Source organism: Pseudomonas sp. R151218B TE3479 (assembly GCF_053629195.1).
The window spans coordinates 4636682-4656569 of the sequence record NZ_JBRJHV010000001.1 but is presented as its reverse complement, the minus strand read 5'-3'; the positions used below and the strand labels follow the sequence as shown (position 1 = coordinate 4656569).

Genomic DNA, 19888 nt, shown 5'->3' with positions numbered 1-19888 from the left:
TCAATAGATGTCGTGTTGGGTGTTGTAGACGTTGAATTTCCCGGTCGGGGTGATCAGGCGCTTGTCCTTGATCACGTTCTTGACCTTGAGGGTCTTGTCGTCGATCACCACCAGCGCTGACTCGTCTTCCTGACCACTCCAGACCGAGAACCAGACCTCGTCGCCGGCCTTGTTGTATTCCGGTTGCACCACGCGCAGCGCGCCTTTCTCGATGCCCGCGTATTCGGCGATCGGCAGCACGGTGTAGCCGGCGTCGAGCTTGTCGATGTTGAACACCGCCACGGACTGGCTGAGCTTGGCGTCCGGGCTGAGGGTGGTGTCGACATACAGGTGGCGCGAGGCGGGGTGGGTCTTGATGAACAGCGAGCCGCCACCCTGGCCCTGGAGCGAACCGACCTGCTTCCAGGCGTATTGCGGATGCTTGATCGGGTCGGTGCCGATCATGGAAACCCCGGCGTCGCCCAAGTGGCTGGTGGCCCAGACCGGTCCGTAGAGTGGATGGTTGAAGTTGGCGCCGCGCCCTGGGTGCGGGGTCTTGCCGACATCCACCAGGGCGGTGAGCTTGCGTTCCTTGGAGTCGATCACAGCGACCTTGTTGGAGTTGTTGGCGGCCGTCATGAAGTAGCGATGGCTGCTGTCCCAACCGCCGTCATGCAGGAACGGCGCGGCGTCGATGCTGGTGATGGTGAGGTTCTTGATGTCCTGGTAGTTGACCAGCATCACCTTGCCGGTTTCCTTGACGTTGACGATGAACTCCGGCCATTCGTGGGAGGCGATGATGGCCGCGACCCGCGGCTCGGGATGGTATTGCTGGGTGTCGACGGTCATGCCCCGGGTCGAGACGATCTGCTTGGGCTCCAGGGTCTCGCCGTCCATGATGGTGAACTGCGGCGGCCAGTAGGAACCGGCGATGGTGTATTTGTCCTCGTAGCCCTTGAACTTGGAGGTCTCCACCGAGCGGGCTTCGATGCCCACCTTGATTTCCGCCACCTTTGTCGGCTCTTTCGGCCATAGGTCGATCATGTCGATCTTGGCATCGCGGCCGATCACCAGCAGGTAGCGCCCCGATGCGGAGATACGCGAGATGTGCACCGCATAACCGGTATCGATCAGCTTGACGATCTTCTTGGTATCGCCGTCGATCAAGGCGATCTTGCCATCGTCGCGCAGAGTGACTGAAAACAGGTTTTGCAGATTGAGGTTGTTGAGCTGCCGGGTCGGACGGTCCTCGGGTTTGACCAGGACCTTCCAGGTCTTGAGGGTTTCGGCCATGCCCCATTCCGGCGGTGTCGGCGGTGTGTGCTGGATGAACTTGGCCATCACCGTGATCTGGTCTTTGGTCAGGGCATTGGAGGTGCCCCAGTTCGGCATGCCGGCGGCGGAGCCGTAGGTGATCAGCGCCTCCAGGTAGGCCTGGCCGCGGGACTGGGTGATGTCGGGCGTCAGCGGTTTGCCGGTGGCGCCTTTGCGCAAGACTCCGTGGCAGCCGGCGCAGCGCTGGAAATAGATTTCCTTGGCCGAGTCGAAGTCGGCCTGGCTCAGGTCCGGCGCGCCTTCGGTCTTGACCACGCGGGACGGTTCCGGCGTGGTGGGTTGGTCGGCGAAGGCGTAGGGAGCAACCAGCGCTGTACACAGCGCCGTCACCCTCAGGGCCCACGTTTTTTTGTGGCTGATCAGCATTCCATTTCTCCTCAGGCATGACCCGCGCTGCGCTGTAATTGACGTTCGGCGCGCAGGTTCTTGGTGCGATGCAAGGCTATGCCCAGGTCGGTGGTGAGCCGCTTGACGGCGATCAAGTTTGCTGGCCGCCGCCCTTGCCAGGTTGTCGCAGTGCGCCGTAGCGTGGCCGGCAATCGTGTTGTTTGATCAGGCCCTCGCCATGAACGCTATCCACACTCTGCAGCACCCCGACGAACCCTTTTATCAACCCCAGGACAACGAGCAGGCGATGTTCGAGCAGGCCTGGCATCACGGCATGCCGGTGCTGATCAAAGGCCCCACTGGCTGCGGTAAGACCCGCTTCGTCCAGCACATGGCTCACCGCCTGAAACTGCCGCTGTACACCGTCGCTTGCCACGATGACTTGAGCGCGGCTGACCTGGTGGGCCGTCACCTGATCGGCGCCCAGGGCACCTGGTGGCAGGACGGTCCCTTGACCCGGGCGGTGCGTGAGGGCGGCATCTGCTATTTGGATGAGGTGGTCGAAGCGCGCCAGGACACGGCGGTGGTGCTGCACCCGCTGGCCGATGATCGCCGGCAGCTGTACCTGGAACGCACCGGCGAAGTGCTGCAGGCACCGCCGTCCTTCATGCTGGTGGTGTCGTATAACCCCGGTTACCAGAACCTGCTCAAGGGTATGAAGCCCAGCACGCGCCAGCGTTTCGTGGCGATGCGCTTTGGCTATCCGGCGGTGGCCGATGAAGAGCGCATCGTCGCCCGCGAGGCGGGCGTGGACCTGGCCCTGGCGGCCCAGGTGGTGCGGCTGGGACAGGCGCTGCGCCGGCTCGACCAACATGACCTGGAGGAAGTCGCTTCAACGCGCCTGTTGATTTTCGCCGCGCGCATGATCGGCTCCGGCATGGAACCGCGCCAAGCCTGCCTGGCCTGCCTGGCCGAGCCGTTGAGTGACGATCCGCAAACCGTTGCAGCCTTGATGGATGTGGTCGATGTCCATTTCGGCTGAAACCGCTGGCGTGCCCCGGCGGTTGCCCGGGGATCTGGCGATGTGGTTTTTCATCCTCGCCGAGCTGTCGGTGTTCGCGCTGTTGATCCTGGCATTCACTGTCGCCCAGGCGTTGCACCCGCAGATGTTCAGCGAGGGCCGGCAACTGCTGGACCGCTCCACGGGCCTGGCGATGACCCTCAGTCTGCTCACCGCCGGCCTGTTTGCCGCCCTGGCCCAGGAGCAAGTCAGGCGGGACCGGCCGCGTCGCGCCGCGCTGTTGTTGTGTGGGGCGTTGTTGCTCGCCTGCGGTTATGTGGCGATCAAGCTCACTGAGTATGCCTATCTGCTGGCGAACGGCTTGGGGATGGAGCGCGACACGTTCTTCACCTTGTACTGGATCCTCACCGTGTTCCATTTTCTCCATGTGCTGCTGGGCATGGTGATCCTCGCCTGGCTGGCCGAGGGTTGCCGGCGTCGGCGCTACGGTGCGCAGGAACACAGCGGGTTGGAGTCCGGCGTGCTGTATTGGCACATGGTCGATCTGGTTTGGGTCTTGCTGTTCCCGGTTGTCTACATTCTCGGTTGAGCGGAGGTGCTCATGTCGGCTTCCCGTGTCTTGATCGCCTGCTGGATGACCCTGGCCGTGCTCAGCACCGGCACCGTCGCCCTGGGCCAGGTCGCCGCCACCGGGCTGGTGTCCATCGCCATCCTGGCGGTCGCGGTGACCAAGGCCTGGCTGATCGCCGACGGCTTCATGGAACTGCGCCATGCGCCGCGCCTGTGGCGGCGGTTGATATTGAGTTGGGCCGCACTATTGGCCGTGCTGATTGCCTCGACACTCATGTCTGGCACATAACCGTGGCGAGGGAGCTTGCTCCCGCTGGGCTGCGCAGCAGCCCCAAGGCCAGGCATCCCGGTGTATCAGGCTGACCGCGATCAACTTGCCTGGGGCCGCTTCGCGCCCCGGCGTGAGCAAGCTCCCTCGCCACAAAAGCTCATCTGCCTTTTGGGCTGTATTGGAACAACCTACCAAAACCATCGGAGATTCTTGATCGCCATCAAGCGGTTTCAGCCCCCTCGGTTCCTAAAATGGTCACGCCAAGCAATGAGGAAGTGACCATGTCAGATACCTTCACCAAAGGCATGGCCAGGAATATTTACTTCGGGGGAAGCATCTTCTTCTTCCTGATATTCCTGGCCCTGACCTACCACACGGAACAGACCTTTCCCGAACGCAGCAACCAGGCGCAATTGACGGAGTCGGTGATACGCGGCAAGGGCGTCTGGGAGCGCAACAACTGCATCGGCTGCCATACGCTGTTGGGCGAGGGCGCATATTTTGCGCCGGAGCTGGGCAACGTCGTGAACCGGCGTGGTGGGGACGAGGCCTTCAAGCCGTTCCTGCAGGCGTGGATGAAAATGCAGCCGCTGAACGTTCCGGGTCGTCGGGCCATGCCCCAGTTCAACCTCAGCGAGCAGGAGGTCGACGACATCGCCGAGTTCCTCAAGTGGAGTTCGAAAATCAATACCAATGGCTGGCCGCCAAACAAGGAGGGCTGAGAGATGAGCATGGCTAATCCGCATCTGAAATTCGCCTCGCAGGCCGTCGCCAAACCCTATTTCGTGTTTGCCCTGATGCTGTTCCTCGGGCAGGTGCTGTTCGGTTTGATCATGGGCCTGCAATACGTGGTCGGCGACTTCCTGTTCCCGCTGATCCCCTTCAACGTGGCCCGCATGGTCCACACCAACCTGCTGATCGTCTGGCTGCTGTTCGGCTTCATGGGCGCGGCGTATTACCTGATACCGGAGGAGGCCGACCGCGAACTGCACAGCCCGAAACTGGCGCTGGTGTTGTTCTGGGTATTCGCCGCCGCAGGCGTGGCGACGATCCTGGGTTACCTCTCGGTGCCTTATGCCACGCTGGCGAAATTCACCGGCAACGACCTGCTACCGACCATGGGCCGCGAGTTCCTGGAACAGCCGACCATCACCAAGATGGGCATCGTCGTGGTATGCCTGGGGTTCCTCTACAACATCGGCATGACCCTGCTCAAGGGGCGCAAGACCACGGTCAGCATGGTGATGATGACCGGGCTGATCGGCCTGGCGGTGTTCTTCCTGTTCTCCTTCTACAACCCGGAAAACCTCGCACGCGACAAGTTCTACTGGTGGTGGGTGGTGCATCTTTGGGTGGAAGGCGTCTGGGAACTGATCATGGGTTCGATGCTCGCCTTCGTCCTGATCAAGATCACCGGCGTGGACCGGGAAGTGGTGGAAAAATGGCTCTACGTGATTATCGCCATGGCGTTGATCACCGGGATCATCGGCACCGGTCACCACTTCTTCTGGATCGGCGCGCCCGAGGTCTGGTTGTGGGTCGGCTCGATCTTCTCGGCGATGGAACCGCTGCCGTTCCTGGCGATGGTGGTCTTCGCCTTCAGCATGGTGAAAAACCGCCGTCGGCAGCATCCGAACCGTGCCGCCACGTTGTGGGCCAAGGGCACCACGGTCACCGCGTTCTTCGGCGCGGGTGTCTGGGGTTTCCTGCACACCCTGGCACCGGTCAACTACTACACCCACGGTTCGCAACTGACCGCGGCCCACGGGCACCTGGCTTTCTACGGTGCCTACGCGATGATCGTGATGACGCTGATCAGCTACGCCATGCCGCGCTTGCGGGGCTTGGGTGAAGCGGCGGACGAACGCTCCCAGCGCCTGGAGATCTGGGGCTTCTGGTTGATGACCCTGTCGATGGTGATGATCACCTTGTTCCTCACCGCCGCCGGTGTGGTCCAGGTGTGGTTGCAGCGGTGGATGACGGATGGCAGTGCCTTGCCGTTCATGGCGACGATGGACCATTTGAAGCCGCTGTTCTGGGCGCGACTGGTCAGCGGCGTCGGGTTCCTGGCCGGGTTGCTCTGCTACCTGTTCAGCTTCCGTCAACGTGGTCGTGCGGCCCTTCGCGCACCGGCGGCGGTGGTGCCTTCTTGAGAGGACGCTACTGAGTCCGTGGCGAGGACGCTTTTGTGGCGAGGGAGCTTGCTCCCGCTGGGCTGCGCAGCAGACCCTTGTTGATGGGCGCTTCGCACCCAAGCGGGAGCAAGCTCCCTCGCCACAAAGAGCAGTGCGAACCAGTTCTTTCACCGCAACGGGTCGATAGGAGAACAACCATGGCATTCACCCTCGAGCTGGAAGAGTGGGTCGGCAGTGTCTGGCACCGTTTCATCACCCGCCGCGCCAGCGTGGATTTTCCCGAAGCACGGGTGGAACTGATTGCGCGGCAACGCTCCCTTCAAGTGCTGTTTCACGCGACGGGCGGCTCTCGCCAGTTGGGTGTGGAGGCGGTCAGCGACCGTGATCTGTTACTACGTCGCAACCTGTTGCAGCAGATCGCCGGCACCTGCAAGCAAGTGCCCCTGGCTTGCTGCGATGGCAATAACCTGCGTTTGCCGGCGAGCCTGGCGGCGTTCCCCGATGTCGGCCTGAACGAAGAGCTGTATCGCTGGCTGGCGTTGCTGGCCGCGCAGTCGGGGCCGATGAAGCATTGGGGACGGGACAATCAGCGCTGGACCCAAGCGGTGTTGAAGCGCTACCCGGCGCTGCGCCCTCGCTACCGACGGCTGGTGGACGCGCACCTGTCCCTGCGCCCCGATCCCGCCACGCTCAAACCGGTCGAAGCCGCCCTGGAGCGGGCGTTGTGCCAAGCCTTGCGCGAACCGGGCAGTGTCGAACATTTTCCCCGCAGCGAGCGGGCCGCCTGGCCGTTGCCGCTGTGGCTCTACCCACCCCAACACCTGGCCAATCCCCAGGCCGCCAATCTCGAAGAGTCCGAGCAATACCTGGCGACGCCACCCGGTGAACAGCAAGGTGGGCGCAAGCGCGCCGAGCGAATCGATGACACCACCCGTGACGGTGGGTTGCTGATCGTGCGCCTGGAAAACCTGTTCAGTTGGACCGAACACGTGGACCTGGATCGCTGGGCCGATGACAGCGAAGACCCGGACGCCGCTCGCGTCGCCGAGGACCTGGACCAGTTGACCTTGTCACGCACCCGCATACGCAAGGGCGGTGGCTTGAAACTGCACCTGGACCTGCCTCCGGCCGATGTGGACGACATCCCGTTGGGCGCGGGCATCCTGTTGCCGGAATGGGATTATCGCAAGCAACGCCTGCAGGACGACTTCGTCAGCCTGCAAACCTTCACCCCCCGCGATTGCCAGCCCCAGCCGTTGCCCGTACGCCTGCGAAGCTCGGCCCAGCGCCTGCGTCGCCAGTTCGAACACTTGCGCAACGATCGCCAGTGGTTGCGCCAGCAAACCCAAGGTTCGGAGCTGGACCTGCAAGCCTGGCTGGATTTTCATGTCGAGCGCCAGCATGGCCCGTGCAGCGAACGCGGACTGTTCATGGACCAGCGCCAGACCCGTCGCGACCTGGCCTGCCTGCTGCTGGCCGACCTGTCGATGTCCACCGATGCCCACCTCAATGACGAGCACCGGGTGATCGATGTGATCCGCGACAGCCTGTTGCTGTTCGGCGAAACCCTGTCGGTGCTGGGGGATGATTTCGCTTTGTACGGGTTCTCCTCTCTGCGTCGCCAGCAGGTGCGCATGCATGAACTCAAGGCTTTCAACCAGCATTACGACGATCACACCCGCGGGCGCATCCAGGGCCTCAAGCCTGGTTACTACACGCGCATGGGCGCAGCGATTCGCCAGGCCACGCAACGGTTGGCGGGCTGCAAACGCCGGCGCAAATTGTTGTTGCTGCTCAGTGACGGCAAGCCCAATGACCTGGACCTCTACGAGGGACGCTACGGCGTGGAAGACACCCGCCAGGCGGTGCTCGAGGCGCGGCGTCAAGGGTTGACGCCGTTCTGTATCACCATCGACCGCGAAGCGGGGGATTACCTGCCGTACATGTTCGGGGCCAATGGCTACACCTTGATTCGCCAGCCCGAGCAATTGCCGCTGCGTCTACCGCAGTTGTACCGGCAATTGACTCAGGATTGAGGGTTCAGACGATGCTGCGAGGCAGCCAGAAGAACATGACGATGCAGAAGATCGTCAGCCCGCCACAGAACCAACCGAAGCGCCGTAGCCGGCGTTCGCCGGCCCTTGCCACCTCGGCCGGCAAGGGCATGCCGCACAGATGGCATTCGGTGGCATCGACAGGGTTGGCCTGTTGGCAATACAGGCAAGTGGGCTGCGCGCTCATTCGAATTGTTCCAGGCGCAGACGATCGAGAATGGCGATCTGGCGACCGTCCTGGGTGATGATTTTTTCGTCGATCAGGCGCCGGATGATCCGCGAAAAGGTTTCCGGCTGGATCGACAAGTGCCCGGCGATCAGTTGCTTGGCCATCGGCAATTCGAACTGGCTGTCCACGGTTTGCAGGCGCACCAGTTGCGTCAGCAGGTAGCGCACCACGCGGTGAGTGGCGTTTTTCAGCGACAGGGTTTCAATCTCGTTGACCCGCTGGTGCAGGCGCACGCAGAGCTTGCCGAGCAGGGCGAAGGTCAGCCGGCTATTGCTTTGCAACAGGCGCATATAGGTGATGTTGGACAGTCGATACAGCTGGGTCGGGCCCACGGCTTCGGCGGACGCGACGTAGTTGGGCGTATCCATCAGCATCATGGCTTCGGCGAAGGTCTGGCGCTCGCCGATGACCTCGAAGACTTTTTCCTGGCCGTCCGGGGTCAGCCGGTAGATTTTCACCGCCCCGGAAATCACGAAGTAAAACGCCTGCGCCGGCTCTCCCTGACGGAACAACGGGTCGCCCTTGTCGATGCTCAGAAGTTGGCTGTTGCTCATCAATTCGTCGAGCTGTTCTTCGTTCAAGGGTTCGAACAGATGATGGCTGCGCAGAATCTGGTGATGGACACGGTGGAGCACCATGGCATGGATCCTTGTAATGGCTAAAGAGAAGGCGGGGTCAGACCAGGCTCAGGGACAGGCCGCTGGCAAGCGCCACGACGCAGGAGAGCATGACGAACCAGGTAAGCGGCAGAACGACGGATTTCATGGATGGCCCCGACAAGAAAGGTGATGCCGTGGCTGAGCAAGAGCCGGGCCAGGCCCGGGGGCTTTGATTGGTGGGGCGTTGGGGCTGGTGAGGGTAGAAATGACCCTGGCGCGATAGGGTAAAAACAACCATTAAAGGGTCATAAATACCCCATTCAGCTACAGTCTTTGTGGGAGCGAGCTTGCTCGCGATGACGGCCGCACATCCAACATCAGTGCAACTGAGCCACCGCCATCGCGAGCAAGCTCGCTCCCACAGGGGGGACAGAGGTATTTGGCGAGCGGCTCGACCCGGTTCGGCAAGCCCCTTGCAAGTGTCTGGCCGAGGCATCTGGTTGGCTTGATCTGAGACAAGGCCTGCCAGCGTCGATAGCCGATCATTCGAACCCTGGTTTGTCGTACCTCGCTGACGGTTCAGCGAGGCAAAGGAGTGGTGTATGCAAGTGCTTGACCGTCGCAAGGCCATGGCCATCGCGCCGCTGTGGCGCCTGGCGTTTCGGCCGTTTTTTCTGGCCGGTTGCGTGCTGGCGCTGCTGGCCATTCCCTTTTGGCTCGCCGCGTTTACCGGGCGCTTGTCGGCCTGGCAGCCAGCCGGCGGTTGGTTGGCCTGGCACCGCCATGAACTGTTGTTCGGTTTCGGCCTGGCGATCATCGCCGGGTTCCTGTTGACGGCGGTGCAGACCTGGACCGGCACCCCGGGGCTCAGCGGCAAGCGCTTGGCCACGCTGGCGCTGCTGTGGCTGGGCGCGCGGCTGGCCTGGCTGGTCAATGCACCCTGGCCGGTGTTGACGCTGCTGGAGCTGGGGTTTGCCCTGGCGGTCGCCGCGTTGATGGGGCTGACGTTGTGGCGTGTGCGGCAGAAACGCAATTACCCGATTGTCCTGGTATTGCTGCTGTTGGCTGCCGCCGATGGGTTATCCGTGTACGGCCTGGTGCAGCACAACGAGGGCTTGCAGCGCCAGAGCGTGCTCACCGGTCTGTGGCTGGTAGCGGCGATGATGGGGTTGATCGGCGGGCGCGTGATTCCATTCTTTACCCAGCGAGGCCTCGGTCGGGTCGAGGGCGTGGCCCCTTGGCCGTGGCTCGATCGCCTGTTGCTGGCGGGGTCGGCGCTGGTGGCGTTGTTGTATGCCTTCGGCCAGGCACTGGCGGCCAGCGCCTGGGTCGGCCTGTTGTTCGCCGCATTGGCGGTGGGACACGGGATTCGACTGGTGCGGTGGCATGACCGGCACTTGTGGCGGGTGCCGCTGCTGTGGTCGTTGCACCTGGCCTACGCTTGGCTGGCGGTGGCCTGTCTGGGGATGGCGCTGTGGCACTTCGGCGTGCCGGTGAACCCGAGCCTGGCGGTGCACAGCCTGACCATCGGCGCCATGGCCGGGTTGATCCTGGCGATGATTGCCCGCGTTAGCCTGGGCCATACCGGGCGAGCGCTGGAGCCACCGGCGGGCATGACCCTGGCGTTCATCCTGCTGAACCTGGCATGCCTGAGCCGCGTGCTGTTGGTGCTGCTGTTGCCGCTGGCCGGGCTGTGGCTCGCGGGGTTGTGCTGGACGTTGGCGTTCGGTCTATACGCCTGGCGCTACGGGCCGATGCTGCTGAAGGCCCGGGTGGATGGGCATCCGGGATGAGTCGTTGGGGCGTAGGGGAACGATGATGTACGGGGTCTTGCTGGTCACGCATCTGCTGGCGGCCATCGCCTTCATTGGCACGTTGTTTTTCGAGGTTTTTATCTGGCATGCCGCCCGCCGGCCCCTGGCCCAAGGTGTCAAGGACGCCGCCGACCAGGCCATCGCCAAGCGCTCGCGACACGTCCTGCACGGCGTGGTGCTGTTGCTGTACGGCGCCGGGATGGCCCTGGCCTGGCAGCATCGCAGCGCATTGAGCCAGCCGCTGAGCAACAGCTTCGGCCTGCTGCTGAGCCTGAAGATCCTGCTGGCGCTGAGCATCATCGGTCACTATTTGTGGCTGGCGTACTGGCTCAAGAGCGGCCGCCTGACGCCGAACCGAGCCTGCTGGTTGCGCCGCAGTATCCTGGGGCACATGGTGTTGATCGTGGTGCTGGCCAAGGCGATGTTCTATTGGCAGTTTTGAGCTGGAGGGTAAGAGCCGGTATTTGATTCAAGGGCTTTGCAAAATAGGTCGAACAGCATCAATCCCTTGTGGGAGCGAGCTTGCTCGCGATAGCGGTGGGTCAGACAACTCAATATTGACTGATCCGGCGCCATCGCGAGCAAGCTCGCTCCCACAGGGGCAAATGCGTTGTTTGAGGGTTAGCGGGTGGGCTTCATCGCATTGACGAACAACACATTGTTTTCCAGGTGGATGTGCTGCATCAGGTCGTCGCGAAACTCCACCAGCCCGCGATACAGGGCGCGCCAGGTGTTGCAGGCGTCGGAGGGCGGGGTGATCTGGTCGGTCAGGGCGAGCATGGTTTCCAGGGCTTCACCGTGCTGATCGTGTTCGTAGCGCAACACCTGGATCGGCGCCGAGGCCCGTTCGCCCAGGCCCTGTTGCAGCATCGGGAACAGCACCTGTTCTTCCTTGAGCATGTGGCCTTCGAGTTCCTGATACATGTCCTGCAAGTGATCGGCAAGGCCGTTGGGGCAACTGGACCGCGCGCCATGGACCTGCTCGACGCGCCGGGCCAGGCGGATCAGTTCCGGCAGTTGTTCGCGATGGCGCGCGTGGTAGCGTTCCAGGATGTGGGCGATCAGGAGCGCCTGGGGCTCGTCGCGCCAGTCATGGCTCAGCTCTCCGGCGGCTTGCAGGGTGTTGAGGGCATCGGCGATCAGCAGCGGGTTCAGGCCTTTGCCCAGCGCGGCTTCGCGCAAGGATTTTTGCCCGCCGCAACAGAAGTCGAGGTTGTAATGATGGAAGGTACGGGTGGCACCGGGAATGTCGCAGGCCAGTTGGCCGAGGCTTTGGTCCAGCAATTCGAGGCTCATCATGTTTCCTTGGGTTGAATCCCGGGAGGGACAGACGAGTGGACTTTGCAGCCGGCGTGCCAGATTTAACTGGCTGAAAATAAACGAATAATTTTTTTCAGGGTGATTGTCACCCTGACTGCGAAGGGTCAAACGAACCCTGGAGGGTCACCACTACCATGCTGCGTGAAAGCCTGGCCGCCGACCTGATCGTCGAGCTGCCCAATGCGGTGCGATTGCAGCGCCTGGTGCAGACCCTGCGCGAATACTTCGACAGTGGCGCCGTGGGGTTGCTGCGCCTGGACGATGACAGCCTCAGGCCCGTGGCCACCGTGGGCCTGGTCCACGAGGCGCTGGGGCGGCGCTTCGTGATTGCCCAGCACCCGCGCCTGGCGGCGATCATGGCCTCGCGCGAACCCACCTGGTTCGAACCGGACAGTCGCTTGCCCGATCCTTATGACGGCTTGCTCGACAACCACGTTGGTGAACCGCTGCCGGTGCATGACTGCATGGGCGTAAGCCTGTACGTGGAAGGCCGGCTGTGGGGCGCGATCACCCTGGATGCGTTGCACGCCGGCACCTTCGACAGTCGCGCCCGGGAGGAACTCAAGCGCTGTACCTTGCAGATCGAGGCGGCGGTGCGGGTCACTCGACTTGAACAGGAAAACCGTAGCCTGCGGGCATCGCGCAGCGACCAGACGGACCTGCGCTTGCCAGCCGAGGAGGGCGAGATCCTTGGCCGCAGTGAAGGTTTGCAGCAACTGCTCAACGAGCTGGATGTGCTGGCCGACTCTGAACTGCCGGTGCTGTTGCTGGGGGAAACCGGTGTGGGCAAGGAGCTGTTCGCCCGCCGCCTGCATCGCCTGTCCCGGCGCGGTCACAAGCCGCTGGTCCAGGTCAACTGCGCGGCGTTGCCCGAGTCCCTGGCCGAAAGCGAGTTGTTCGGCCACGTCAAAGGCGCGTTCTCCGGGGCGACCACCGACCGCGCCGGGCGTTTCGACGCGGCCAACGGTGGCACGCTGTTTCTCGATGAGGTCGGTGAGTTGCCGTTGAGCGTACAGGCCAAGTTGCTGCGCACTCTGCAGAACGGCGAGATCCAGCGCCTGGGGGCGGACAAGCCGCTGCACGTCGATGTGCGGATCATCGCCGCCACCAACCGGCACTTGCCCGACAGCATTCGCGACGGGCTGTTTCGCGCCGACCTGTACCACCGGCTTTCGGTCTACCCAGTGCCGATCCCGCCGTTGCGCGAGCGCGGCCACGATGTGTTGATGTTGGCCGGGCACTTTCTCGAACTGAACCGCACGCGACTGGGCCTGCGCGGCTTGCGCCTGTCACCGGCGGCCGAACAGGCGCTATTGGCGTATAGCTGGCCGGGTAATGTGCGGGAACTGGAACACGTGATCAGTCGCGCCGCGTTGAAGCAACTGAGTCGTGGCGCCAGTCGCAGCCTGATCATGACTCTGGAGCCGCATGTGCTGGACTTGGATGTCAACGCCAATACCGCCACGGTCCATGCACTGCTGGAGGCACCCCTGGAGGCGCCCGATGTACCGATCCAGCCGTTGAGCGAAGCGGTCGATGGTTGCCAGCGACAGGCGATCCTCAACGCCCTGGAGCGTTGCGGGCAGAACTGGGCGGGGGCGGCGCGGCTGTTGGAAGTGGATCCGAGCAACTTGCATAAGCTGGCGCGGCGGTTGGGGCTCAAGTAGCTGTTGATCTGTTGGACCGCGTTGCCTTCATCGCGAGCAAGCTCGCTCCCACAGGGATCTTGTGAACACAGCAGATCACCTGTGGGAGCTTGCTCGCGATAGCGCCCTTCAACTCACCACAAGAACCGGCATTGACAACGATCAAGGCCAGCCAACGCAGTCGACTCCACACTGGCCCAAACCCATAGTGGAGATCACCCTCATGCCCCTTTCCCTGGCCAAAATGCGCCGCCAGTACACCCTCGACGGCCTGGATGAAGCCCAGGCACCGGACGATCCCCTGGTCCTGTTCGGGCTCTGGATGCAACAAGCCCGCGAGACCGAAAGCCCACCGGTGGAAGCCAACAGCATGGCCCTGGCGACGGTGGACGAGCAGGGCCGGCCCCATTGTCGGGTGCTGTTGCTCAAGGGGTTCGACGCCCAGGGTTTTTCGTTTTTCGGCAACTACGAAAGCGCCAAGGGACAGGACCTGGCGACGAATCCCTGGGCGGCCATGGCGTTTTTCTGGCCGGGGCTGGAGCGGCAAGTACGCATCGAAGGGGCTGTCCACAAACTCGATCCGGCGCTGTCGGATGCCTATTTCGAGTCCCGCTCCGCAGGCAGTCGCCTGGGTGCCTGGGCGTCGCCACAAAGTCGCCCACTGGCAGATCGGGCCGCGCTGGAGACCTTGCTGGCGCAGACGGAACAACGCTTCGCCGATCACCCCATGCCGCGCCCCGACCATTGGGGCGGTTATTGCCTGCGGCCCGAGCGGTTGGAGTTCTGGCAGGGCCGCGCCGACCGTTTGCACGATCGCCTCGACTATCGCCTGCGCGATGGCGCCTGGCAGCGCAGCCGCCTGGCACCCTGACGCCATGGGAGGTACCTCCAAGGAGGAATAGGCCCGGCAACGTTTGCGGTTCAGGCTGGGCCATCTTTTCTGACAGGACGGCTGATCATGGCCCATCTGACGCAACGCCTCTTTCAACCGCTGAACATCGCGGTCCTCACCATCAGCGATACTCGAACCTTCGACACCGACACCTCGGGCCAGACCCTGGCGGACCTGCTGCAGACGGCTGGGCACGTGCTCATCGACCGTGGGCGGGTGAAGGACGATATCTATCAGATCCGCGCCCAGGTCTCCCAATGGATCGCCGACCCCAAGGTGCAGGTGGTGTTGATGACCGGCGGCACTGGTTTCACCCCGCGCGACAACACCCCCCAAGCGGTGGCGCCGTTGCTGGACAAGCAGGTGGACGGTTTCGGCGAGCTGTTCCGCCAGGTGTCGCTGGCGCAGATTGGCATGTCCACTCTGCAATCGCGGGCATTGGCGGGCATGAGCAATGGCGTGCTGGTGTGTTGCTTGCCAGGCTCGCCGGGGGCTTGCCGGACCGGTTGGGAGCAGATCCTGGCCGGGCAACTGGATAGCCGCACCGGCCCGTGCAATTTCACTCCGCACCTCAAGCCCCAGGCCGGCATCGCCCCTGTCGCATGCGAGACGCGCTCGTGAGCGGTCGGGTGTGCGACAGCGGCGTGTTGATGCCGGTGGATGAGGCGATCCGGCATTTGCTCGACCAGGCACCGCCACCACCGCCCGTGCAACGGGGCGGCCTGGACCAGGCCCTGGCGCGTGTGTTGGCCGCCGATATCCTGTGCCCGATGAATCTGCCGGCCTGGGACAACAGCGCGATGGACGGCTATGCCCTGCGGGCCGCTGACCTGCCGGTTGACGGCGGCTACCTGGCGTTGGCCGGGCGCATCGCCGCCGGTGACGAGCCGGGCAAACCGTTGCAGGCCGGGCAGGTCGTGCGGATTTTTACCGGTGCGCCGCTGCCACCGGGGGCCGACACGGTGGTGCCACAGGAAAGTTGCCAGGTCGATGGCGAGCGGGTCTGGTTGCCGTCGGTCAATAGCGGTGACCATGTGCGCAAGAAAGGTGAGGAACTGCGTCGAGGAGACCGGCTGCTTGAAGCCGGCACGCGCCTGCGCGCCCAGGAGTTGGGTTTGCTCGCCGGTGCCGGAGTCCCTCAGGTGGACGTCTATCGCCCCTTGCAAGTGGGCTTGCTCAGCAGCGGCGATGAGCTGCGCGAACCGGGCGAGCCACTGGCGCCGGGGCAGATCTACAACAGCAATCGCCATAGTCTCGCCGCGCTGTTGCGCGGCTGGGGCCTCGAGGTGCATGACTTCGGGGTCATGCCCGACCAGTTACTGGCCAGTCGGCAAGCGTTGCGCCTGGCCGCGGCCGAATGCGATGTGCTGATCACATCGGGCGGTGTTTCGGTGGGTGAAGAGGACCACCTCAAGCAAGCCATCGAAACCTTGGGCAGCATCGACCTCTGGCGCCTGGCGATCCAGCCGGGCAAGCCCCTGGCCTTTGGCGATGTGGAAGGCAAGCCTTGGCTCGGGCTGCCGGGCAATCCGTCGGCGGCGTTGATTACCGCGCTGATCGTCGTGCGGCCGTTCCTGTTTCGGGCCCAGGGCATGGGCGATGTCCTGCCGGTGCCGTTGCAACTGCCGGCGGGGTTCGACTGGCTCAAGCGCAACCAGCGCCGACAGTATTTGCGCGCCAGGTTGGTGGCGGATGCCAACGGCCACCTGTGCGTGGCGCTGCACCCGCAGCAAAGTTCGGCGATGCTGACGGCCGCGTGCTGGGCCGATGGGCTGGCGGTGGTGGAGTGTGAGGCGCAGTTGCACAAGCACGACAAGGTGCTGTACCTGCCATTCACTGACCTGATGCATTGATGGCAATTGATTGCCGTCAAGGTCGCCGGCCGAGGGCTGGCTAGACTGGCGGCGCCCTTAGTTTTCTCACGAGGATGCCCCATGCAACTGGTTTGCCCGGCAGGGAATCTGCCTGCCCTCAAAGCGGCGGTGCGCCAAGGCGCCGATGCCGTCTATGTCGGCTTTCGCGATGACACCAATGCTCGGCACTTCGCCGGGCTGAACATGGACGACAAACAGTTCGACGCCGCGGTCGCGCACATCCGTCAGCACCAACGCAAACTGTACGTGGCGGTCAATACTTACCCGCAACCCAAGGGTTGGGAGCGCTGGCAACGGGCCGTGGACCGTGCCGCCGATTTCGGCGTGGACGCCTTGATCGCCGCCGACCCCGGCGTGCTCGGCTACGCCAGCCAGCGCCATCCGAAACTGGCGCTGCACCTGTCGGTACAAGGCTCGGCGACCCACGCCGCGGCCCTGGCTTTTTACGCCCAGCGCTATGACATCCGCCGCGCGGTGCTGCCGCGGGTGCTATCCCTGGCCCAGGTGCGGCAGGTGGCGGCGGGCAGCCCGGTGCCTATCGAAGTCTTCGGTTTCGGCAGCCTGTGCATCATGGCCGAGGGCCGTTGCCACTTGTCTTCCTACATCACCGGCGAATCGCCGAACCTGTGCGGCGTCTGCTCGCCCGCCAAGGCGGTGCGCTGGAGCGAGGACGCCCAAGGCCTCAGCGCACGCTTGAGCGAGGTGCTGATCGACCGCTACACCCCCGAAGAACCGGCCGGTTACCCGACCCTGTGCAAGGGCCGCTTCCTGGTGGGTGGCAAACGCTTCCATGCGCTAGAAGAACCCACCAGCCTCGACACCCTCGACCTGCTGCCGGAACTGACCGCCATCGGCGTTGAAGCGGTGAAAATCGAAGGCCGCCAGCGCAGCCCTGCCTACGTTGAGCAGGTAACCCGGGTCTGGCGCGCCGCGCTGGATGCCCACCAGGCCGCGCCGCAGCGGTTCCGGGTGCGGGAAGAATGGCGCCAGGTGCTGGCTGGTCTGTCCGAAGGCAGCCAGACCACCCTGGGCGCCTACCATCGATCATGGCAATGAGAGGAGGCCAGATGAAACTCAGCCTGGGACCGGTCCTGTTTTACTGGGACAAAGCGCAACTGGGGAATTTCTATGCCGAGATGTCGGCCTTGCCGCTGGACGTGATTTACCTGGGGGAAACCGTGTGCTCGAAGCGCCGGGCGTTTTCCCTGGATCAATGGCTGGGCCTGGGGCGCGAGCTGCAAACGTGTAGCCAGGCGCAGATTGTGTTGTCGAGCCTGACGTTGATCGAGGCGGCTTCGGAGCTGTCTTCGCTGCGACGCCTGTGTGACAACGGCCAATTGTTGGTGGAAGCCAACGACATGGGTGCGGTGCAGTTCCTGGCCGAACGCAAGCTGCCCTTCGTGGGCGGCCCGGCGCTGAACCTGTACAACGGCCATGCCCTGGGGCAATTGCTCGACAGCGGCATGATCCGCTGGGTGCCACCGGTGGAGTGCTCGGCGGCGCTGATCGGCGACGTGCTGGAGCAGGTGCGGGAGATAGACCGCGAGGTGCCTGAAGTGGAGATTTTTTCCTATGGTCATCTGCCCTTGGCGTACTCGGCGCGCTGCTTTACCGCCCGGGCCGAAAACCGACCCAAGGACGACTGTCAGTTCTGTTGCATCAACTACCCCGATGGCCTGGCGTTGAGCAGTCAGGAAGGCCAACAGTTGTTCACCCTCAACGGCATCCAGACGATGTCCGGCGAGGTGACCAACCTGCTGGCCGATTACCAAGCGCTGCTGGCCTGCGGTGCCGACCTGCTGCGGCTGAGCCCGCGCGCCCAGGGCATGGCCGAGGTGGTCGCGGCCTTCGACAAGGTTCGCCAGGGCGAGGCACCGCCGCTGTTCGTCGAAGGGTGCAACGGTTACTGGCACGGCCATGCCGGCATGTTGAAGGTAGAGGAGGCAGGCCTGTGTTGAGTCCGAAGAAGTGGGTGTTCAAGGGCGCTGACCGCTTGCTGCCCCTGATGGGCAAGGTGCCGTTCGTGGTGCAGCGCTTGGCGTTGCAGCAGGCGCTCAATCGCTGCCTGGCCGAGCCGCTGCGCGATGGCGGGTTCGATGTGCTACGCGGGCGCTGGTTGTGCCTGCGGGTGCCCGACTTGAAGCTGTGCTGGTACCTGACCCTGGCGCGGGATGGATTGCGCATCGCCGAGCGCGCCGAAGCCCAGGTCACCATCAGCGGCAACTGGCGCGAATTTCTGTTGCTGGCCAGCCGTCAGGAGGATCCCGACACGCTGTTCTTCCGGCGGCGGCTGGTGATCGAGGGCGACACCGAACTGGGGTTGGCGCTGAAGAACCTGATCGACAGCCTCGATCCAGACGTATTGCCGCCGTGGTTATGGCGCAATCTGGAACGGGCGGGCAAGGGGTTGGCAGCAGTGTGATGAAAGCCCCAAGCGTATTGCCCCTGGTGTATTCCTGTTCCGGTTGTTCCAACGTGGCGCAACTGGCCAACACCGTCGCCCTGCGCCTGGACCGCGCCGGGTTGGCCGAGATGTCCTGCATTGTTGGCGTGGGCGGGCATGTGGCGGCGTTGGTGAACAAGGCGCGCTCGGGGCGGCCGATCATTGCCCTGGACGGTTGCCCGTTGCAGTGCGTGCAGGCGTGTTTGCAGCAGCATGACCTGGAGGCGGATGTGCATGTGATTTTGAGTCAGTTGGGCTGGCGCAAGCGTTTTGGGGTCGATTGCTCGCAAGAGGAGGGCGATGCATTGTTCGAGCGGTTGATAGCGATGATAGGGGGTGATGAAATCGATAGGCCGAATGGCGAATAAAGGCTCCACACACCCCTGTGGCGAGGGGATTTATCCCCGTTGGGCTGCGAAGCAGCCCCAAAGCCTGAGCTCGCGGTGTGTCAGGCAGTTGAAGGGGGGCGCTGCGCGCCCCAGCGGGGATAAATCCCCTCGCCACAGGGGGATGGGCTGACCGCCATGGAGGATTCGCAGCTATTGCTGGTAAGCCTCCAGCGCCTCTTCGGCCAGGATGCGAATGTTGCGCCGCTCCATGGCGATCAGGCCGCCGTCCACCAGACGATGAAGAATCCGCGAAAAGGTTTCCGGCTGGATCCCCAGCTTGGAGGCCACCAGGCGTTTGGAAACTTGCAACACCAACTGACCGTCGCAAGGATCGCGTTCCTGCAGCAGGAAATTGATGACCCGCCGGCTGGCGCTGGCCAGGGTCAGGTTATCGATGTCCTTGAGGCGCTGGTGCAGGTGGATGCTCATGCTCGCCAGGATCGCCAGGCAGACCTTGGGCTGGTCCTCCAGGACCTTGCGGTAATGGGTGCCTTCGATACTCACCAGCACACTGTCCTTGATCGCCGATGCGCTGACCGGGTAGCAACGGGCCTGGCTGAACAGCAGGGCCTCGGCGAAAGTCTGCCCGGGCTGGATGATTTCCACCAGGTTCTCCTGGCCCTCGCCAGTGACCCGAAACAGCTTGATCTGGCCACTGACCAGCAAGAAAAACCGCTTGGCCGGGTCGCCCTGGTGCATGAGCGTGCTGTTGCAGGCCAGGCGCTTGAGGACGGCCAGGCTGCAAACCTCTTCGAACACCCGCTCGGGCAATTGGCTGAACAGGTGATGACGACGCAACAGTAAAACGATGGAAGGGTGGGTCAGCATGGCGTACCTCCGCGTGCCGTCATGGTAGTGCCCAAGTCGCCGCCGGCCTATGCCTCCGCAGGCCTACCTCGGAAGAGGGAGGACCGCTCGATCAAGACACAAACCCTGTGGGAGCGAGCTTGCTCGCGATGACGGCTGCACAGCCGACATCGCCGCAGGCAG

The 19888-nt window shown here is 63.5% G+C and carries 21 protein-coding genes; 16 read left to right on the top strand and 5 right to left on the bottom strand.

The window, feature by feature from the left end; translation table 11 throughout:
• The gene (nirS, locus tag AB7M32_RS19975; protein WP_072404353.1) at positions 1-1680 is read right to left on the bottom strand and encodes a nitrite reductase; all 1680 of its coding nucleotides are present in this window, start codon (positions 1678-1680) and stop codon (positions 1-3) included.
• Positions 1681-1948: 268 nt separating this feature from the next.
• On the opposite strand from nirS, the gene AB7M32_RS19970 reads away from it, so the two are divergent.
• The 6 genes from AB7M32_RS19970 to AB7M32_RS19945 all read left to right on the top strand — a co-directional run bounded on the left by AB7M32_RS19970 (position 1949) and on the right by AB7M32_RS19945 (position 7674).
• On the top strand, positions 1949-2683 hold the full coding sequence (locus AB7M32_RS19970; RefSeq protein WP_371857778.1) for a CbbQ/NirQ/NorQ/GpvN family protein: 735 nt from the start codon (positions 1949-1951) through the stop codon (positions 2681-2683).
• A complete protein-coding gene (locus AB7M32_RS19965) occupies positions 2667-3251 on the top strand; it encodes a cytochrome c oxidase subunit 3 family protein (RefSeq protein ID WP_454251077.1) in 585 nt (194 codons plus the stop codon). Before AB7M32_RS19970 ends, AB7M32_RS19965 begins: the two co-directional genes overlap by 17 nt.
• 12 nt (positions 3252-3263) lie before the next feature.
• Positions 3264-3521 carry a cytochrome C oxidase subunit IV family protein gene (locus tag AB7M32_RS19960; RefSeq protein ID WP_454251076.1) on the top strand — a complete coding sequence of 86 codons (258 nt, stop codon included), beginning with the start codon at positions 3264-3266 and terminating at the stop codon, positions 3519-3521.
• A 263-nt stretch (positions 3522-3784) separates the two neighbouring features.
• A complete protein-coding gene (locus AB7M32_RS19955) occupies positions 3785-4225 on the top strand; it encodes a c-type cytochrome (protein ID WP_003202495.1) in 441 nt (146 codons plus the stop codon).
• Positions 4226-4228: 3 nt separating this feature from the next.
• Positions 4229-5656 carry a cbb3-type cytochrome c oxidase subunit I gene (locus AB7M32_RS19950; RefSeq protein WP_072404347.1) on the top strand — a complete coding sequence of 476 codons (1428 nt, stop codon included), beginning with the start codon at positions 4229-4231 and terminating at the stop codon, positions 5654-5656.
• A 179-nt stretch (positions 5657-5835) separates the two neighbouring features.
• Positions 5836-7674 (top strand): nitric oxide reductase activation protein NorD, encoded by a 1839-nt coding sequence (locus tag AB7M32_RS19945; protein WP_158455986.1) that lies wholly within the window; start codon positions 5836-5838, stop codon positions 7672-7674.
• Between the two features lie 4 nt (positions 7675-7678).
• Here AB7M32_RS19945 and AB7M32_RS19940 read toward each other — a convergent pair whose 3' ends face one another.
• Together AB7M32_RS19940 and AB7M32_RS19935 are read right to left on the bottom strand one after the other, a co-directional pair.
• Complete coding sequence (locus AB7M32_RS19940; RefSeq protein WP_072404343.1) at positions 7679-7879, bottom strand: protein DnrP; 201 nt, start codon at positions 7877-7879, stop codon at positions 7679-7681.
• On the bottom strand, positions 7876-8559 hold the full coding sequence (locus AB7M32_RS19935) for a Crp/Fnr family transcriptional regulator (RefSeq protein ID WP_072404341.1): 684 nt from the start codon (positions 8557-8559) through the stop codon (positions 7876-7878). The genes AB7M32_RS19940 and AB7M32_RS19935 overlap by 4 nt, the downstream gene beginning before the upstream one ends.
• Positions 8560-9122: 563 nt before the next feature.
• On the opposite strand from AB7M32_RS19935, the gene AB7M32_RS19930 reads away from it, so the two are divergent.
• Together AB7M32_RS19930 and AB7M32_RS19925 are read left to right on the top strand one after the other, a co-directional pair.
• Entirely contained in the window at positions 9123-10313 is a 1191-nt protein-coding gene (locus tag AB7M32_RS19930) for an NnrS family protein (protein ID WP_072404339.1), read from the top strand.
• Between the two features lie 25 nt (positions 10314-10338).
• Positions 10339-10776: a hypothetical protein gene (locus AB7M32_RS19925; RefSeq protein WP_454251075.1), complete on the top strand. Its 438-nt coding sequence runs from the start codon at positions 10339-10341 to the stop codon at positions 10774-10776.
• 179 nt (positions 10777-10955) lie between these two features.
• Here the strand turns inward: AB7M32_RS19925 and ytfE are convergent, their stop codons facing one another.
• Positions 10956-11630 (bottom strand): iron-sulfur cluster repair protein YtfE, encoded by a 675-nt coding sequence (gene ytfE, locus AB7M32_RS19920; RefSeq protein WP_454251074.1) that lies wholly within the window; start codon positions 11628-11630, stop codon positions 10956-10958.
• Positions 11631-11788: 158 nt separating this feature from the next.
• Here ytfE and norR point away from each other — a divergent pair, with 158 nt between their 5' ends.
• From norR to AB7M32_RS19880, 8 genes are all read left to right on the top strand, one after another.
• Entirely contained in the window at positions 11789-13321 is a 1533-nt protein-coding gene (norR, locus tag AB7M32_RS19915) for a nitric oxide reductase transcriptional regulator NorR (protein ID WP_454251073.1), read from the top strand.
• A gap of 202 nt (positions 13322-13523) precedes the next feature.
• Complete coding sequence (pdxH, locus tag AB7M32_RS19910) at positions 13524-14171, top strand: pyridoxamine 5'-phosphate oxidase (RefSeq protein ID WP_454251072.1); 648 nt, start codon at positions 13524-13526, stop codon at positions 14169-14171.
• 87 nt (positions 14172-14258) lie between these two features.
• On the top strand, positions 14259-14813 hold the full coding sequence (gene moaB, locus AB7M32_RS19905) for a molybdenum cofactor biosynthesis protein B (protein WP_454251071.1): 555 nt from the start codon (positions 14259-14261) through the stop codon (positions 14811-14813).
• Entirely contained in the window at positions 14810-16045 is a 1236-nt protein-coding gene (locus tag AB7M32_RS19900) for a molybdopterin molybdotransferase MoeA (protein WP_454252178.1), read from the top strand. Before moaB ends, AB7M32_RS19900 begins: the two co-directional genes overlap by 4 nt.
• An 81-nt stretch (positions 16046-16126) precedes the next feature.
• Positions 16127-17122, top strand: a complete 996-nt coding sequence (gene ubiU / locus AB7M32_RS19895) for a ubiquinone anaerobic biosynthesis protein UbiU (RefSeq protein WP_060742089.1) — start codon at positions 16127-16129, stop codon at positions 17120-17122.
• Positions 17123-17133: 11 nt separating this feature from the next.
• Entirely contained in the window at positions 17134-18024 is an 891-nt protein-coding gene (locus tag AB7M32_RS19890; protein WP_454251070.1) for a U32 family peptidase, read from the top strand.
• Positions 18018-18488, top strand: coding sequence for a ubiquinone anaerobic biosynthesis accessory factor UbiT (ubiT, locus tag AB7M32_RS19885; protein WP_454251069.1), 471 nt, complete (start codon positions 18018-18020; stop codon positions 18486-18488). The genes AB7M32_RS19890 and ubiT overlap by 7 nt, the downstream gene beginning before the upstream one ends.
• A complete protein-coding gene (locus AB7M32_RS19880; protein WP_454251068.1) occupies positions 18488-18877 on the top strand; it encodes a putative zinc-binding protein in 390 nt (129 codons plus the stop codon). Before ubiT ends, AB7M32_RS19880 begins: the two co-directional genes overlap by 1 nt.
• Before the next feature lie 171 nt (positions 18878-19048).
• On the opposite strand, the gene AB7M32_RS19875 is transcribed toward AB7M32_RS19880, so the two are convergent.
• Positions 19049-19726 carry a Crp/Fnr family transcriptional regulator gene (locus AB7M32_RS19875; protein ID WP_454251067.1) on the bottom strand — a complete coding sequence of 226 codons (678 nt, stop codon included), beginning with the start codon at positions 19724-19726 and terminating at the stop codon, positions 19049-19051.
• Positions 19727-19888: the final 162 nt, after the last annotated feature.

Coding starts and splice junctions, on each gene's coding strand:
- nirS (WP_072404353.1), bottom strand. CDS start 1,680: ATGCTGATCAGCCACAAAAAAACGTGGGCCCTGAGGGTGACGGCGCTG.
- AB7M32_RS19970 (WP_371857778.1), top strand. CDS start 1,949: ATGTTCGAGCAGGCCTGGCATCACGGCATGCCGGTGCTGATCAAAGGC.
- AB7M32_RS19965 (WP_454251077.1), top strand. CDS start 2,667: ATGTCCATTTCGGCTGAAACCGCTGGCGTGCCCCGGCGGTTGCCCGGG.
- AB7M32_RS19960 (WP_454251076.1), top strand. CDS start 3,264: ATGTCGGCTTCCCGTGTCTTGATCGCCTGCTGGATGACCCTGGCCGTG.
- AB7M32_RS19955 (WP_003202495.1), top strand. CDS start 3,785: ATGTCAGATACCTTCACCAAAGGCATGGCCAGGAATATTTACTTCGGG.
- AB7M32_RS19950 (WP_072404347.1), top strand. CDS start 4,229: ATGAGCATGGCTAATCCGCATCTGAAATTCGCCTCGCAGGCCGTCGCC.
- AB7M32_RS19945 (WP_158455986.1), top strand. CDS start 5,836: ATGGCATTCACCCTCGAGCTGGAAGAGTGGGTCGGCAGTGTCTGGCAC.
- AB7M32_RS19940 (WP_072404343.1), bottom strand. CDS start 7,879: ATGAGCGCGCAGCCCACTTGCCTGTATTGCCAACAGGCCAACCCTGTC.
- AB7M32_RS19935 (WP_072404341.1), bottom strand. CDS start 8,559: ATGGTGCTCCACCGTGTCCATCACCAGATTCTGCGCAGCCATCATCTG.
- AB7M32_RS19930 (WP_072404339.1), top strand. CDS start 9,123: ATGCAAGTGCTTGACCGTCGCAAGGCCATGGCCATCGCGCCGCTGTGG.
- AB7M32_RS19925 (WP_454251075.1), top strand. CDS start 10,339: ATGTACGGGGTCTTGCTGGTCACGCATCTGCTGGCGGCCATCGCCTTC.
- ytfE (WP_454251074.1), bottom strand. CDS start 11,630: ATGAGCCTCGAATTGCTGGACCAAAGCCTCGGCCAACTGGCCTGCGAC.
- norR (WP_454251073.1), top strand. CDS start 11,789: ATGCTGCGTGAAAGCCTGGCCGCCGACCTGATCGTCGAGCTGCCCAAT.
- pdxH (WP_454251072.1), top strand. CDS start 13,524: ATGCCCCTTTCCCTGGCCAAAATGCGCCGCCAGTACACCCTCGACGGC.
- moaB (WP_454251071.1), top strand. CDS start 14,259: ATGGCCCATCTGACGCAACGCCTCTTTCAACCGCTGAACATCGCGGTC.
- ubiU (WP_060742089.1), top strand. CDS start 16,127: ATGCAACTGGTTTGCCCGGCAGGGAATCTGCCTGCCCTCAAAGCGGCG.
- AB7M32_RS19890 (WP_454251070.1), top strand. CDS start 17,134: ATGAAACTCAGCCTGGGACCGGTCCTGTTTTACTGGGACAAAGCGCAA.
- AB7M32_RS19880 (WP_454251068.1), top strand. CDS start 18,488: ATGAAAGCCCCAAGCGTATTGCCCCTGGTGTATTCCTGTTCCGGTTGT.
- AB7M32_RS19875 (WP_454251067.1), bottom strand. CDS start 19,726: ATGCTGACCCACCCTTCCATCGTTTTACTGTTGCGTCGTCATCACCTG.